A 15,475-nucleotide genomic window follows, 5' to 3' on the forward strand; every position below is an offset into this window, starting at 1 on the left:
GGATGAACCAGCGCGGCTCGGCCGTTTCGCCATAGAGACCTTGGCGGAACAGCCAGAAGCGACGGCCTTCGCGGTCTTCAACCCGGTAGTAGTCGCGAGTGCGCTGGCCAGGCGCGCGCCACCATTCGCCGCTGATACGCTCGGGCCCCTCGGCGCGCGTCACCTCGTGCAGGACGCGACGCCAGCGGAACTTCAAGGGATAGCCGTCGGGGACCTCGGCCAGGGTCTCGACGGGCTGGGGCGGGTCGAACATCTGTAGCGGCCGCAAGGGCGGATCGTCGGGATCAAGGTCGGGCCAGGTCTCGTCGCCATGACCGGCGGCAGCCGGGATCAGCCGCGCCGCGCGCTCGGGAATGTGCGAGGCGAAGGGTTCGAAGCGCAGCACCGCCTCCGGTCCCAGACGCGCGGTCAGCCGGTCGACCAGACGGCTGAAGGCCTCTTCGCTGGGCGTTTCGCGCTCCAGCCCCTGTTGGGTGGGCGCCAGGGCTTCGGTCCAGAGCGCGGACATCCGCATCTGGTCGAAGCCGAAGCCGGGGTCCAACGGGGCGGCCAGGGCCGACATCCGTTCGCGGAACAGCCGCAGGGTCGCGGCGGCGTCGCGGGTCGGACGGCCGGTGCGGACGACGATGCGGCGCGTCTCGCCGTCCACGCGATAGAAGCCGGCCTCGAAAGCGCGGCCGCCCAAGCCCGTTTGATCCAGCCGGTCCACGGTCTCGACCAGCAGGTCAGAGAGAACCCGTTCGATGTCCTCGGGCGCCGAGATCGGCTCGAAGAAGACGCGGTCGACCACCACGGGCGCGGGCGGGCGATGCGGGGTGATGCGCATGTCCTCGTCGCCTAGAACTCGGGCCAGACGGGTGGGGAAGTCGGCGCCGAAACGAGCGGCCAAGGGCGCGCGGGGCCGGTCGTCCAGATCAGCCAGACGTTTGAGCCCTGCGCGACGCAGGGCCTGTTCCTCCTTATCCGGCAGTTCCAGCGCTGTGACCGACAGGCGACGCGCGGCGGCGCGTTCCTGGCCGGGCTCGAACCGGCCGGCGGGGCCGAAACGGGCGAGGGCGCGAGCAATCTGGGGCGTCCCCGCCAGGGCGCACCGGGCTTTGAGACCGGCGCGTTCGGCGCGCGTCTGGATCGTCCGGATCAGGTCTGCTTCGCCGCCGAACAGATGGGCGCAGCCGGTCACGTCCAGCATTAGGCCGTGCGGCGGGTCCAGCGCGATCATGGGGGTGAAGCGACCGAAATCCTCCAGCACCCGCGCCAGCAGGGCGTCGTCGAGGTCCGGTCGATAGGCGACGACGCGCAGGGCGGGGGTCCGCGCTCTTGCATCGGCCAGCGCCAGGCCGGGGGACAGTCCCGCTCGCGCTGCGGCCGGATCGACAGCCGCCAGCCTCAGCGCGCCCTTGATCTTCTCGGCCAGGACGACAGGCGGCGCGTCCTCAGGCGGCGCGGCGGGCCGCTGTTCCTGTCGCCGCAGCCGGTCGCTGGGCAGCCAGGGGAACCAGACCGCCAGATAGCGGCGCGGGCGGACTGAAGGTTCGCTGTTCACGATCCCACTCCATGATCCAGGTTCCGGTCGCCCCGCCGCCGCGCCGCCGCAGCAGGGTCGCCGAAAAAGACGGTCGTCCCGGCGCCCCGCCTTCCAGAGGTTCTGAAGCGTAAGAACCCACCGACCAGCGGGTCTCGGCGGCGCTGGGGCAGGGCAGGGCGCCCGCCCGCGCCAGGAACAGGGTTGCGCCGCCCGTCTCGGCCGCCAGAGCCAGTCGACGGCTGGCCGTCAGGCTGAAGGCCTTGGCCTCTCCCCAGGCGCTCAACAGCACCGCTCCTACGGCGGGATTGCGCAGGGCCTCTTCGCCGACGGCCAACAGGGTCTGCACGTCGCGTGTCCGCACCAGCAACAGATCACGTGGCGACAGGCCCATCTCATGCAGGCCCGGGCCATGAGGCCGACCTGCTTCCTGGGCCATCATCTCATGCAGACCCCAGACGATGGGACGCCCCGCCGCCGCCCGCAGCGCCATGCCCAGGCCGAAGGCGCTGACCGCCACGGCGTCGACTGGGGCGGAGGCATAGAGATCGTGCAGAACGCCTTCGGCCAAAGGTGCGAAGGCGTCGTCACTTCCCGCGCGCATGCCCACGCCGACACGACGACCGCCGGATCGATCTAGGGCTTCAAGGCGGCTCTTCAGCGCCGCCAACGCATCAGGTTGCGAACAAATGTTCCTCATTTGTTCTATATGCGCTCTTATCCCTGGGAGGAGTCAAGCAGGGCCGTGTGGTGGACTAAATCGGACCGTCGGCAAAGGGCAGGAATGTCGCTTTTCTGGCAGAGCGGCGATGACGTGTTCTGGCGCTTACAGCCTATTGGTTTTCCAGCGCCGAATATTGCCTTCAACCCTATTTTAGCGGCCTGTTGCTTCCAGATATCTTCCAACTGGCGTCACTCAGAGAGCTTACAGGCAGGCCGGGTTGAAGCGTTCCTGACTGGCCCATGTGCAGGACCCGTCGATGCAGTCGATCAGGTTGCTGGGGAAGTTATTGGTGGCGTGGTCAAAGACCTGGAACCAGCCGCCATCGTCCCAGACGGCTGTGGGCATGTGCATTTCCGAGGCGTGCTTGGCCTGGAAGCGGCTGTAGAACAGGCGGACGTTGTTGCAGTTCATGGTCGGCAGGCGGCTGTGCCAGCCGACGCCCCATTCGCCGATGTAGACGGGCATGCCTGCGCCGGTGGTGGAGGCCCACTGCGCCATGATCTCCATGGGGCCGCGAATGTCGGCGTCGGTCCAGGCGTCGGCGTAGTCGCCCTGATTGTCGCCTGCGAACGCCCAGGGATTATAGTGGTGGAAGGTCGCCATCACATAGGGGTCGCGTCCGCCGCCGACCTTGGAAAGGTTCGGCCAGGCCTGGGCCATTTCCGCTGCGCCGAACCACTGATTGCCGCCGATGATGACGATGCGTTTTGCGTCCCTGGCTCTGATCTTGTCGTAAGCCAGTCCCGTCATGTTGCGCAGCGTGGCGGGCGGCATCGGGTCGTGGTTGGCCAGATGGGGTTCGTTCAGGATTTCGAACATCAGGCGATGGTCGCGATCGCCGTACAGGTCGCTGATTTCCGACCACAGCTGCTCCAGCACCTGAGCCTTGCCGTCTTCCTTCAGGCGTTTCTCGTGGTGGGCGTTGAGCACCACATAGAGGCCGGGCTTGGACAGGGCGTAGTCGATGACTTCTGTCAGAGCGGCGAGGCGCGGAGCGGAGCGGTCGATGCGGCCCGTGTCAGGATCGGCAAGGGTGGTTCCGGCGACCTCTTCGGTCCAGGTGACGGGGATTCTCAGGTTACGGAACCCACGCGCATAATAGGCGTCGATCTTGGGGCGCGCGGCCTCCAGCGTCGCCGGATGCTGGCTGTTGTCGAACATCTGGCCCAGGTTGAAACCCTTGCCCATCTGTGCGGCGGCTTCACGCGCCGTTGGGGCGGGTGCGCTCTGGACGACAGGGGGCGCGGTCTGCGCCGATGCGGCCGAAACGACCGTGGATGCGAGAAGCGCGGCGGCGGCGAATGCGGCGGCGCGGAACCAAGTCTTGCTCATTGAATGGACCCTCCGCCGCCCATTTTAAGGCCTTGATTTCGAATTTGACAGCGCTGTCGTAATGTCAACTATCGCGCGCGCCTGACACCTTCTACGGTCAGGCCGCCCAGCAAGGCTATGCCTGCGCACGCCATCATCAGCATGGGCCAGTCGGAGCGGTCGGTTCCCAGCGCGGCTATAGCCAGCACGGGCGCCAGGACGGCGGGCAGGGTGTTGGTCAGGTTCATCACGCCCAGGTCCCTGGCGGTATGGCGTCGCGAGGGGAGGATCTGGGCGACCAGGGCGGTGTCCACCGTCGTGTAAAGTCCGAAGCCCAGCCCGTAGAGCACATAGCCGAGAAGCGGTCCCGGCCATTTGGGATAGAAGGCGAAGATCAGAAGCCCGCCCGCGATCAGGACGGCCGACAGCAGGATGAAGGGCTTTCGACGGCCGAAAAGGTCTGAAACCAATCCGCCGACAAAGCCTGCCGCAAGGGTAAGAAACGTGGAGAAGGCGATCAGCCGCGCCAGACCGCTCTCGACTGTCGAGCCAGGAAACTGGCTTTCGTACCGGGCGTGGTCGGCCAGGTAGAACAACATGTAGGCGCTGATCACGCTGACGGAAATCTGGAAGCAGAAGCGTGACGTCCAGACAAACCCGAAGTCGAGATCAAGTCCCTTTCGGATTATGGGGGAGGGCGCGGCGTCCCTGATTTGCCGCCGAACCGGTGCGGACGGCGCCTCTTTCCAGATGACCAGCAGCGGCAGAATGCAAAGGATCACCAGCAGGCTGAGGGCGCTCATCCGTGCTGAAATATCGGACAGGGCGGGCGCCGCGATCAGAACCCCGCTTGCGGCGCCGATGGGGGCGGCTATGCCGATGAAGGCGGCCACCTGACCCTTCTGGTCGTCGGGCACCATGTCGGCGAAGACAGCGTGGAGCGGCGCGAACAGCAGGTTGAAGGCAAACTGGAAGGTCATGACGCCCGCCAGAAGGGCGAGCGGCGTGGAGGCTCTGGCGATCAGGGCATAGGCGCAGACGACCCCGATCAGGCCGCAAAGCACCCACGGGCGCCGTTTGCCGAAAGGGCTGGCGGTGCGGTCGCTGGCCCAGCCGATGGCCAAGTTGGCGACGCTGGCCGTCACCGCGCCCCACAGAGTCACCAGACTGAGCAGGCCGATCTTGTCAGCAGGCGCGATGGCTTCGGCCTGCATGGGCGTCAGCAGGCTGAGAAGAGGGACAAAAGCAATATAGGCCCCGATATAGGCCAGGGTCAGAACGGCGATGAACCCCGCAGAGACGCGCGTGGTGGGCGTCCGTTCAACATCATCAACAGTCTGCATGGTGCTAAACTGTGGCGATTGTCGCCAAGCTTCGCGAGCGAAATCTTGCGACGCCGTCCGCAAACACGGCATAGGACATATTCGAAGCGGCGACGGGGTGCGGTCGTCAGCAGGGACTCGGTCCAGAATGCCGGCGACAATCTATGATGTGGCCGCTCTTGCCGGCGTTTCCATCAAATCGGTCTCACGCGTGCTCAACCGCGAGCCCAATGTCAGCGCGGCGCTCCAGGCCAAGGTTCAGGACGCCGTCAATAGTCTGGACTATCGACCGAGCCTGTCGGCCAGAACACTCGCCGGATCGTCCTCCTATCTGATCGCGGCCTTTGTTGATGCGGATCTGACGCTGGAGCACTGGCGCAGCGGGCGTGGCAGCGATTACCTAAGCCGTCTTCAGTTTGGCGCCCTCGTTGAGTGCCGCAAGGCTGGATACCATCTGCTCGTGGAGTTGGTGGACTATGGCGCGTCCAGCCTGGAGGCGCGGCTGTCGGCCCTGTTGCGTTCGCTGCGGCCCGACGGCGTCCTGTTGACCCCGCCCAATGCCGATGATCCGACCGTTCTGGATATCCTTGAGCGCAACGGCACGCCCTTCGTGCGGTTGGGGGCGGATCGCGACCTGGGCCGGGGCATGCGCGTCTTCATGGATGATCGTAAGGCCGCGGCGGACATGACGGCTCACTTGATTGGTCTGGGGCATCGCAGGATCGGTTTCGTTTCGGGGCCAGCCGCCTATCCTGCCAGCCAGGCCCGGCGTCTGGGCTATGAAGAGGCGCTTTCGGCCCATGATTTGATCACCGAGCCTGAACTGATCGTCGAGGGTGATTTCACCTTTGCTTCGGGCCAAAGGGCGGGGAAGGCGTTGCTGACAAGCACCCGTCGGCCCAGCGCGATTTTCGCCAGCAATGACGACATGGCGCTGGGGGTTCTGAACGCGGCGGCGTCTCTGGGCGTGTCCACGCCAGGCGGAGTTTCGGTCTGCGGTTTCGACGATACGCCCAGCGCGATGTTCAGCACGCCGCCCCTGACAACCGTGCGCCAACCTGTCGCCGAGATGGCCGCTGCGGCGACGCGGATGCTGCTGGAAGCGGCGCGCGACCCCGCCCGAACGGTGAAGAAGATCGACTACACCCTCGTGGAACGGGCTTCGACCCAGCCGCCTGGCTAATTCAAGATGATCATTGACAGCGCTGTCAAACAGCGTCAGTTTCAACCTGGGAACGGCGCATCGTCGGGTGTGTCATCAGTTGGAGCTCTGCAGAACAGGGCCCACGGGGAGGGAAGACCATGATCTGCTTCAAACAATCGCTTCTGCTTGGCTGCGCCACACTGGCGATCGCCGCTGGTCCGGGACGGGTGTGGGCCCAGACCGCACCGCCCGCCGGCGCGCCGCGGGATCAGGCCACAGATGTCGGCGACGTGGTGGTCACGGCCGAGCGCCGCGAGCAGTCGCTTCAGAAATATGCGGGCGTTGCACAGGCGATCTCGGGCCAGGATCTGCGGGCCGTGGGCATCGATCAGATCGAGGATCTGCAATCGGCGGTTCCGGGCCTGTCGATCTCCAATCAGGAAGGCAATGTCCAGATCTACATCCGCGGCGTGGGCACGGCCAACAACACCGAGCTGGGCGATCCCTCGGCGGCGACCCACCTAAACGGCGTCTATCTGCCGCGTCCGCGTGGCCTGGGCGGCATGTTCTTCGACATCTCACGCGTTGAAATCGCCAAGGGCCCGCAAGGCACCCTGCGCGGCCGCAACGCCGTCGCCGGCACGTTGAACATCATTCCGAACATGCCGCGTCTGGGCGACCGCAGTGGTTACGCCCAGGCCGAGATCGGCACGCTGGACACTTCGGGATATGAGGCCGCGCTCAACCTGCCGATCGGCGAGGATCAGGCGGTCCGTCTGGCTATCTACGGCGTAGATCGCGGCACGGCCTATAAGAATGTCGGCAACGACAGCTCGCTGAAGCCGACCGGCATTCAGGAGCTGTTCTCGGCCCGCGCCTCGTATCTGTACAAGCCCAATGACCGCTTCAAGCTGACCCTGATGGGCGACTATGAATCCGAGCGCGGCACGGGCTATCCCGCCACCAACATCCGCAACGGCCTGGTCAATGGCGGCAAGCCGGACAATCTGGAGCTGCGTGAAGTCCTGTTCCGCGGGCCGCAGGGGCTGGTCGAGAACGACAACTGGGGTCTGGCGCTCAACGCCTCGTATGACTTCGGTCCTGCCGTGCTCGAATATTCGGCCAGCCGACGCGACGTCGACTATTATCAGGTCAACGCCGCCAACGAGGGCGTCGTGCGTCCCGGCTATGGCGCCGCCAATGTTGATTACGACAACTTCGGCACGCAGTACTGGCTGACGAAATCCACGTCGGACATCCACGAGCTTCGCCTGTCGTCGCCTGCGGATTCCAAGGCGGTCTGGTCGACCGGCCTGTTCTATTTCAAGGAAGAGCAGCAGGTCGGCTTCCTGTCTGTCGTGGATAAGGGCCAGTTCTACTCGGGCACCGAGTTCACCTTCCCGGACGTGAAGTCTGACTCCTTCGCCGCCTATTTCGACATCACCTACCCGGTCACGGATCAGCTGCGCCTGAAGGGCGGCTTCCGCTACACCGAAGAGAACAAGTCGCGTAACGGCGTCGGCGGCAACTGGGCGTTGGGCCTGGGTTCGCTGGACTACAACTGCTGCTTCAACTCCCGCTTGGGCACCGAGGGCTTCCGCCCGATCTTCACCGGCCGTGAAAGCTATGTCGCGCCGACGCCTGGCAATAATCAGGAAGCGGCTAAATACTTCATGGGCGCCTTCCGTCCCGGCGCGCGCGACACCTTCCTGGATCAGATCGCCGGCGTCGCCGACGGTTCGCGTCCGAACGGCACCTGCATCAACCGTCCCGACATCCAGCCCGGCGGCGGAGGTCAGGTCTGCCCCGCGAACGGCCAGCACAGCTTCTTCCAGATCTCGGCGCCCGGCGCTCAGGTCGGTTCGTATGAAGACAGCTTCAACGACTACCGCGTCGGCTTCGAATACGACCTGACCGACAAGAACCTGTTCTACGGCGCGATCTCGACGGGTCACAAGTCGGGCGGCTTCAACGACACGATCACGATCAATGGCGTGCAGACGGCGCCGATGTTCTCGCCGGAATCGGTCACCCTGTTCGAGCTGGGCACGAAGAACACCTTCCGCCCGGCCAGCGGCCGCATCGATCTGAACGCCAACGTCTTCTATTATGACTATGCCGATCAGGTCTTCCAGACCCTGGTGTCGTTGGGCACCGGACCGGGCGGAGCCAGCGCCGGCTTCTCGCAACAGAACATCAACGTCGCCCAATCGACCATCAAGGGCTTCGAGTTGGAGACCCGGTTCGACCTGCCGTTCCGCTCGCGCCTGGACATCATCGCCGCCTATATCGACGCCAAGGCCGACAATGGCGCCCTGACGGATACGCGCGGCACGGACTACGGCGACGGCACGCCCAACTTCAACGTCAACATCGCCAAGAACGAACTGCCCAACGTCTCCAAGGTGAACCTCAATGCTCACTTCCAGAAGACGATGGATCTGTTCGGCGGTCGCGCTGACTTCCACCTGCTGGCCAACTACCGCTCGTCCTTCTACCTGAACATCTACAACGAGATGCCGGTCATCCAATATGTGGCCCGTCCGTCGGATCCGGCAGGACAGGCCGCCTATGACGCCTTCAAGGCCTCGATGGCGGGAACCACGGTCGATCCGAACGCGGCTCTGACCAGCCCCTTCCTGCGCAGCACCCCGGCCCGCGACGGCGGCTTCTGGGCGCGTCAGCAGGGTTATGTGACGGTCAATCTCGGCGCGGGCTGGGAACCCTCCAGCGGCCGCTATCGTGTCGAGGCCTATGTGAACAATGCGTTCGACGAGACGGTCGTCGAGAAACAACTGGTCTCGGATGAGGTGGTCAACGTCCTCTTCCTGAACCAGCCGCGCACAGCCGGCATTCGCCTGCGCGCGAACTTCTGATCCCTCACTGAGGCGGCGTTGGTCCACGGATCGGCGCCGCCATTTTTTGTATTTTGTCCGAGGTCCCGCATGTCTGCGTCCCGTCGAACACTCGTGTCCGCCATCGCCCTGGCTGCAGGTCTGGTCAGTACTGCCGTTGCTTCGCCCATAACGGCCCAAACTGTTGCCGCCGCTAAGGCTGATCCGTCCGTCTGGCCACAGGCGGCCAGTCCTCGCGCCATGACCGACGCGCGCACCGAGGCCATGATCGACAGCCTGCTGGCGCGCATGACGCTGGAGGAGAAGGTCGGTCAGATCATTCAGGCCGATATCGCGTCGATCACGCCTGAAGACCTCGCGCGTTACCCGATCGGATCCATTCTGGCGGGCGGCAACTCGTCACCAGACGGCAATGAGCGCGCACCGCTTCAGGACTGGGTGGCGCTGTCCCGGGCGTTCAGGGCCGCTGCGGCCGCGCGGCCGGGCGCCGCTGTCCCGCTGATGTTCGGCATCGACGCGGTTCACGGCCATAACAATATCGTCGGGGCGACGCTGTTCCCGCACAACATCGGTCTGGGCGCCGCGCGCGATCCTGACCTGATCCGCCGCATCGGCGAAGCTACTGCTCAGGAAGTCGCCGCGTCGGGCGCTGACTGGACCTTCGGCCCCACTCTGGCTGTACCCCGCAATGACCGCTGGGGTCGGACCTATGAGGGCTATAGCGAGCATCCAGAGGTCGGCGCTGCCTATGCCGGCCCGATGACCCTGGGCCTGCAGGGCGAACTGCTTGAGGGGCGTCCGCTCGCCTCTGACCGGATCGCCGGATCGGCCAAGCATTTCGTCGCCGACGGCGGCACCCAGGACGGGGTGGATCAGGGCGACGCCGTGATCTCTGAAGCGGACCTGATCGCCATTCACGCCCAGGGCTATGTCCCCGCCATCGACGAGGGCGTGCTGACGGTCATGGCCTCCTTCTCCAGCTGGAACGGCGAGAAGATCACCGGAAACCACGCGCTGCTGACCGACGTGCTGAAGGGCAGGATGGGCTTCAACGGCTTCGTCGTCGGCGACTGGAACGCCCACGGCCAGGTTGACGGCTGCAACAACGAAAGCTGCCCTCAGGCGATCAACGCCGGGCTGGACATGTTCATGGCGCCGGACAGCTGGCGCGGCCTCTACGTCAACACCCTGGCCCAGGCGCGTTCGGGCGAGATTCCGACCGCACGTCTGGATGACGCCGTGCGTCGCATTCTGCGGGTCAAGGCCAAGCTGGGCGTGTTCGGCAACGACCGCGACCGCTCGATCGAAGGCCGGACCGACGTGCTTGGATCGCCCGCGCACCGCGCTCTGGCGCGCGAGGCCGTTCGTAAATCCCTGGTGCTGCTGAAGAATGACGGCGTGCTGCCGATCCGCGCGGGTGCTCGGGTCTTGGTCGCTGGAACCGCTGCGGATTCCATCGGCCAGGCCTCGGGCGGCTGGACCGTGACCTGGCAGGGCGCGGACACCACCAACGCCGACTTCCCCGGCGGCACATCGATCTGGGCCGGATTGAAGGAAGCCGTGACCGAGGCAGGCGGCGTGGCTGAACTGAACGCTGACGGCGAGTTCAGCCAGAAGCCTGACGTCGCCGTCGTGGTCTTTGGTGAAACCCCCTACGCCGAGTTCCAGGGCGACATCGAAACCCTGGACTTCCTGCCGGAAGAGCCGCTGGCCCTGCTGCGACGTCTGAAGGCGGCGGGCATCCCGACGGTGTCGGTCTTCCTCAGCGGTCGCCCGCTGTGGGTCAATCCAGAGATCAATGCGTCCGACGCCTTTGTCGCCGCCTGGCTGCCGGGCGCGGAAGGCGCTGGCGTCGCCGATGTTCTGGTGGCCCATCCAGCCGCTCAAACCTCGTATGATTTCACAGGCAAACTGTCCTTCTCCTGGCCGCGTTCGTCGGATCAGGACGTGCTCAATGTCGGGGATGCGAACTATGATCCGCAGTTCGCCTACGGCTATGGCCTGAGCTACGCCCACCCTGAGGTCGTGCCTGCCTTGTCGGAGGCGGGCGCCGCCAGCGTCTCGAAAAGCAATCTGGACCGCTACTTCCGTGATGGCCGCGTCCAGTCGCCCTGGTCTCTGATCCTGCGCGATGAAGGCGGCGATTCCCGCGTTGGCCAGCGCTTGGCGGCCGCCAGCCCGAGGGCGAACGTCTCGGTCAGCGCCGCTGACGGCGCGGCCCAGGAAAGCGCCATGGCCCTGAACTTCACCGGTGAGGCCGAAGCGGTCATCTTCGGCCCTGCGGTCGATCTGTCGCGTCAACGCAATGGCGATATGGTGTTGACCGCAGCCGTTCGACTGGACGCCCCAGCGTCGGGTCCGATCGAGTTGGGCTTCGGCAAGGACCGCATCAATATCCAGCCTCTGCTTCAGGACGCCAAGGTCGGCGAATGGCGCACGATCAGGGTGCGGCTTGCCTGCTTCGATGCAACTGCAATCGGAGTGGCCGCCGTAGAAACACCTTTCGTCCTCGCCTCAAAGGTCGGTCTGCGCCTCTCTCTGGCCGACATCGGTCTCGCGCCCCACGATACGGCAGCGGCCTGTCCTGCGAATTGAGAGCTAGGCGCGGTGCCAATGACAGAGGTCCTATCGCATACTTGGTGGCGTGTAGGCGGTTACGTCATCGTTCGGCTGTCAATGTCCACAACGGGTCGGTTTGCGCCTTTGGCACCGTGTCCGAATGCAGACCTCCGATCCATCCGCGCAATGTCGCGTTTACGGCGTGGTCGGCATGGCCGCTCTTGGCGCTTAGTGGCTTTCACTGCCTTTTAACGTCAACTATTGTCCAATGGAGCACGCAAGTCTCCGCCGTCGTCACCAGATCTTGGGTGCCTGCTGCTGTGGGATGGATTGTGAGGTCGTCAGAGACCCGCAGGTTGTCTGAAACTGGGGTTGTTTTTCGGTTTTTTGATCGCGAGCCGAATATCCGATCTCGGTGAACGCCTTTTTCCGACCTCGTTCTAGCCTGCGTTGGCTAGACCCTAGAAACGCCGCTTCAGAGTGACCAGAAACGTTCTGCCGATTGGGTCCTGATCGTTACGTCCATAACCGGGCGCAGGGCGACCGTCGCCCAAGCGCGCTGTCGGGCGTTCGTCGAACAGATTGTCGACTGCAAGCTCTAGCTGAAGGGCAGTTCCTTTGCGTCCTCTTTCAGCATTCGTTGCCGCCGGGCTGCTCTCAAACTGTCTGCTGATCCGGGCGTCGACAGTCGCAAAGGCGCCGACTACAAGATCATCCGGGCCGTCTTGTCCGCTTGCACGGCGAATGCGGTAAGCGCTGCGCCACCGCCCCGAAAGATTCAATCCCCACGCTCCTTTGCGGACGTCCACGGCAAATCCCGCCTGACGGCGAGCCGTTCCTCCGCCGTCGCCCGCCAGTTGGTTCATTTCAGGCAGACCGTCACGCAGGGTGACAACGTCGTGCAGGCTCCATCCATGATTGAATGTCAGGCGCACAATGCCCGAGCGACTGCTTGCGGCCGCGGCTCCAAGCGGAAGACCAGCGCTCAGATTCGTTGTAAGGTTTTGCTGCTTTGCGGACATGAAATTGATTGGCCGACGATCAATGCTGATCAGACGCTGATCGGCGCTGCGCGCGAACCGGTCAGGAAAAGCCGCCTCCAGTTCCGGCGTCGGATCAGGCAGGTTGCCGACGCCATCTGAGACCTCGCTGCTCTGATAGCTCGCGCCGCCCTGCAGCCCCCAAGAAGTGAAAGGACCAGCCGATATCGACAGCCCGACACGAATAGAATGAGGAGTTCGCAGGTCAGGATCGCCTCCCAGGATCGGCAAGACCTCCACGGCCTGTCCCGCTAGAAAGTCAAATATCCATACAGGATCGCCATAGTATTTCGGATCAAAGCGCTGCTGGTCTGAAAGACTTTGCCCGGCCGTCGCCCAGTTCGCATTGATCCGCAGCTTCGGCATGGGCGCCCAGATGACATCCATGCTGGCGCCGCTCGTCCGCCCCGCGTCGGTTGAACTCATGTTTGCACCAAAGGACATGGACAGATCGCCGGTCGCGCCGCTCCATCCTCCATCAGAACGCCGCCTGAGCAACGGAACGGACAGGCCGGCGCTCAAATCCTCAGCCCAGCCTGAGAGCACTTGCCTCTGTTCCTGAACCCTGTGTTCAGACGCTGAGCGTGAGCCCGCCGCACGCCCTGTCAGGTTGATGGTCACGGCGCCCGCAGGAACATCCAGCAGAGAGCGCGTAACCGCCGTCGTGAACATCAAAGACTGCTGATGCGCGTTAATCGGCGACAGGCCTGATTGAAGGCTTTGGGACACAAGGCCGCTCAGCGCCGCTTGCATAGACCAACCCGCCACCTCTCCGTTCAGCCCCCCAGTCAGCGTCAGACTACGTGAGCTTCGGTGGTTTCCCACCGCTTCGCCGTTACTGAAAACAACAGGTCGAGCTTCATGCATGCGGGCGTTGGCGTTCAGACTGTAAGACCAGCCGCTAACCTCGCCGGTCTGCGTCAATCGAATGGCGACCGCCTCGGACGGTGCACGCAGAGTGGTGCCCTCCGCGCCTGATACGAGCTCCTGCGTCCTGCCGCGCTCCCGTGCGAGCAGGGCCGTCTCCAGGCCGAGCTGCAGCCCTATCTGCCGTGTGTTGACATCCATGATAGAGGCCTGGCGGAGATCTCCGTCCGCATTGCTCACGCCCCCCGCAGTCGGTCGACGCAGACTTGCGCGCCCATCTCTGCTGTGAAAGCGGCTCTGCAACACGATGTTCACCACCCGTCGTGATGGATCGGTTGCGCCATACAGCGCGCCTGCGCCGGACGGCAGGACCTCAAGGCGCGTCAGAGCATCTGGAGGAAAACCGGAGAAAACATCTGGATCGGCCATCCGCCGCCCGTTGACGATGATCATGGGCGCATCGCCCAGACCGTGATCCTGGGCTAGGCGTCGCACCGCCTCGCCAATGTCATATGCGCCCAGAGCATCAATCTGCGCACCGTCGAGCGTAACCTCCGGCTCAACTCTCGCTCGCCCCCTGACGGCCAGAATTTCCACATCCTCCAGCACGACGGGTTTTTGAACGGTCTGCGGCTCGTCCTGACTGTCGGTCGCCGCCAGAAGATACGCCAGAGCCAGACCCGGCGTCATCCGCGGCTTTCGCTTCTGGCGTCGCATCCAGCGATATCAGGCGCACTTCCAGCCCTCCGTGCGTCTTGAGAGGTCACGGCAGTTTCTGCGCGATGACGGCTCTACCTGCCGAGACCGCCAGATCGATCTGATCGACAGGCAGGCTGAGCCGCGTCGGGACATTGAGAAGCGCGTGCGCCTGCTCCACAGGCAGATCGGTGAAACCTACAATTTCTGCAGAGTAATGAAGATCGGCGCAGTTCCAGCCGTCGGGCGCACCCATCCTCCGCGCTTCCTCCAGCGTCAACGAACAGCGCCAGGCGATGCTGTCCTGCTCCCAGTGCGCCAGGCGCCCGACAAAGGCGTCATAAGCGTTGCGTTTGGCGGCGTCGGTTGAGTGGTCGGCGATCGCCGCCATCACCTGCATCCCGTTTGGTCCAGCTCTGGTCTGGCCCCAGGAACGACGGCTGGATTTTTCCCCGTTGACCACAATTACCCGAAGTCGTGTCATTCGCACGACATCGCCTGGCGCGAGCAGCGGCCCATATGGCAGTCCGCCCGCCCGTTGCAGAACTGCGATGCCGGACAGGCCGAAATTGTCGATCACGCCTCCATCCAGAAGGTGCAGAAAGCGGATCTGAGCAGGGTCACGAAATGTCTGAAAGGACCGAGCCGTGTCGCGCTCAACTTGAGGCGCTTCAGGATCGCGAGCGGCTGCGCCAACCCATGCCGGCAAGCTGCGGTCACAGTCCCGACCGTAGGCGCCCAGCACAACTGGCCTTACGGCGAAAGGATAGGCTGCCGACGCGGCAACGGCGTCAGCAACCCGTACAGCCCTGAGATCGCTGCACAAGGCGTCGAACCAGGGCTCGGCGAAAACAAAGGGCATGCCCGTGTAAAGCTCGACCGCATTCAACAGGATCGGCGGTCCGGCCAGATCAGACATGTGCGCATGGCCATAGACTTCACGGTCCAGCCAATCAGCGATGCGGTCCCGGCCATTGATCCCGCCGCGCGCCAGGGGACGCCAGTTTCCCGGCCACGCCAGATGGTCATGAACCTGCCCCTGCCAGTCCTTGTCGAGCAGCGCGCCGCGGAAACCGTCCAGATCATCAGCGCCGTGCACGCCGAACCAGGCAGCCGTAAAGGCTCCGCCTGAAACGCCCGTTACAAAGGCGACCTGATCGATCCAGCGTTGGCCATCCTCGCGGCGCTGGTCCCTCATCTCAAGCAGCACGCCCCAGGAAAAGGCGGCGGATCTTGCGCCGCCGCCCGAGAAAGCCAGAGCCACGACCTCTCCGCTCAATCCCCGATCAGGCGGGGCTGCGCTCATAACAGGCGCTGCCGTCGACCGCGGAATATTGACCGGAGACATGTCTGAAGCAGTGGCGCATCCGCACAGGACGATGGCGGAGATCGCCAAGGTCAGGGTGGATTTGATGAAGAAAGAGCGCCTCATCAT

9 protein-coding genes are annotated in these 15,475 nt (G+C 64.3%); 3 read left to right on the top strand and 6 right to left on the bottom strand.

Translation table 11 applies throughout. The annotated features are described in order from the left end of the window. From QZ281_RS04025 to QZ281_RS04040, 4 genes are all read right to left on the bottom strand, one after another. A partial coding sequence (locus QZ281_RS04025; RefSeq protein WP_292224991.1) for a DNA polymerase Y family protein occupies window positions 1–1,543 on the bottom strand: 1,543 nt, incomplete at its 3' end. Next, window positions 1,434–2,126 carry a hypothetical protein gene (locus tag QZ281_RS04030; protein ID WP_292224993.1) on the bottom strand — a complete coding sequence of 231 codons (693 nt, stop codon included), beginning with the start codon at window positions 2,124–2,126 and terminating at the stop codon, window positions 1,434–1,436. The genes QZ281_RS04030 and QZ281_RS04025, both read right to left, overlap by 110 nt. Window positions 2,127–2,447: 321 nt before the next feature. Further along, complete coding sequence (locus QZ281_RS04035; RefSeq protein WP_292224995.1) at window positions 2,448–3,578, bottom strand: glycoside hydrolase family 5 protein; 1,131 nt, start codon at window positions 3,576–3,578, stop codon at window positions 2,448–2,450. A gap of 68 nt (window positions 3,579–3,646) precedes the next feature. Next, window positions 3,647–4,900, bottom strand: a complete 1,254-nt coding sequence (locus QZ281_RS04040; RefSeq protein WP_292224997.1) for an MFS transporter — start codon at window positions 4,898–4,900, stop codon at window positions 3,647–3,649. Between the two features lie 127 nt (window positions 4,901–5,027). On the opposite strand from QZ281_RS04040, the gene QZ281_RS04045 reads away from it, so the two are divergent. From QZ281_RS04045 to QZ281_RS04055, 3 genes are all read left to right on the top strand, one after another. Then, a complete protein-coding gene (locus QZ281_RS04045; RefSeq protein WP_292224999.1) occupies window positions 5,028–6,062 on the top strand; it encodes a LacI family DNA-binding transcriptional regulator in 1,035 nt (344 codons plus the stop codon). 119 nt (window positions 6,063–6,181) lie between these two features. Further along, on the top strand, window positions 6,182–8,899 hold the full coding sequence (locus QZ281_RS04050) for a TonB-dependent receptor (RefSeq protein WP_292225002.1): 2,718 nt from the start codon (window positions 6,182–6,184) through the stop codon (window positions 8,897–8,899). A 219-nt stretch (window positions 8,900–9,118) separates the two neighbouring features. After that, the gene (locus tag QZ281_RS04055) at window positions 9,119–11,473 is read left to right on the top strand and encodes a glycoside hydrolase family 3 N-terminal domain-containing protein (RefSeq protein ID WP_363297349.1); all 2,355 of its coding nucleotides are present in this window, start codon (window positions 9,119–9,121) and stop codon (window positions 11,471–11,473) included. 425 nt (window positions 11,474–11,898) lie between these two features. On the opposite strand, the gene QZ281_RS04060 is transcribed toward QZ281_RS04055, so the two are convergent. Both QZ281_RS04060 and QZ281_RS04065 read right to left on the bottom strand, forming a co-directional pair. Beyond that, window positions 11,899–14,034, bottom strand: a complete 2,136-nt coding sequence (locus QZ281_RS04060; protein WP_292225008.1) for a TonB-dependent receptor — start codon at window positions 14,032–14,034, stop codon at window positions 11,899–11,901. Between the two features lie 73 nt (window positions 14,035–14,107). Then, on the bottom strand, window positions 14,108–15,475 hold the full coding sequence (locus QZ281_RS04065) for a patatin-like phospholipase family protein (protein ID WP_363297351.1): 1,368 nt from the start codon (window positions 15,473–15,475) through the stop codon (window positions 14,108–14,110).

It is taken from the genome of Brevundimonas sp. (genome assembly GCF_018608325.1).
Lineage (GTDB): Bacteria > Pseudomonadota > Alphaproteobacteria > Caulobacterales > Caulobacteraceae > Brevundimonas.

Coding starts and splice junctions, on each gene's coding strand:
- QZ281_RS04030 (WP_292224993.1), bottom strand. CDS start 2,126: ATGCGCGCGGGAAGTGACGACGCCTTCGCACCTTTGGCCGAAGGCGTT.
- QZ281_RS04035 (WP_292224995.1), bottom strand. CDS start 3,578: ATGAGCAAGACTTGGTTCCGCGCCGCCGCATTCGCCGCCGCCGCGCTT.
- QZ281_RS04040 (WP_292224997.1), bottom strand. CDS start 4,900: ATGCAGACTGTTGATGATGTTGAACGGACGCCCACCACGCGCGTCTCT.
- QZ281_RS04045 (WP_292224999.1), top strand. CDS start 5,028: ATGCCGGCGACAATCTATGATGTGGCCGCTCTTGCCGGCGTTTCCATC.
- QZ281_RS04050 (WP_292225002.1), top strand. CDS start 6,182: ATGATCTGCTTCAAACAATCGCTTCTGCTTGGCTGCGCCACACTGGCG.
- QZ281_RS04055 (WP_363297349.1), top strand. CDS start 9,119: ATGACCGACGCGCGCACCGAGGCCATGATCGACAGCCTGCTGGCGCGC.
- QZ281_RS04060 (WP_292225008.1), bottom strand. CDS start 14,034: ATGACGCCGGGTCTGGCTCTGGCGTATCTTCTGGCGGCGACCGACAGT.
- QZ281_RS04065 (WP_363297351.1), bottom strand. CDS start 15,475: ATGATGAGGCGCTCTTTCTTCATCAAATCCACCCTGACCTTGGCGATC.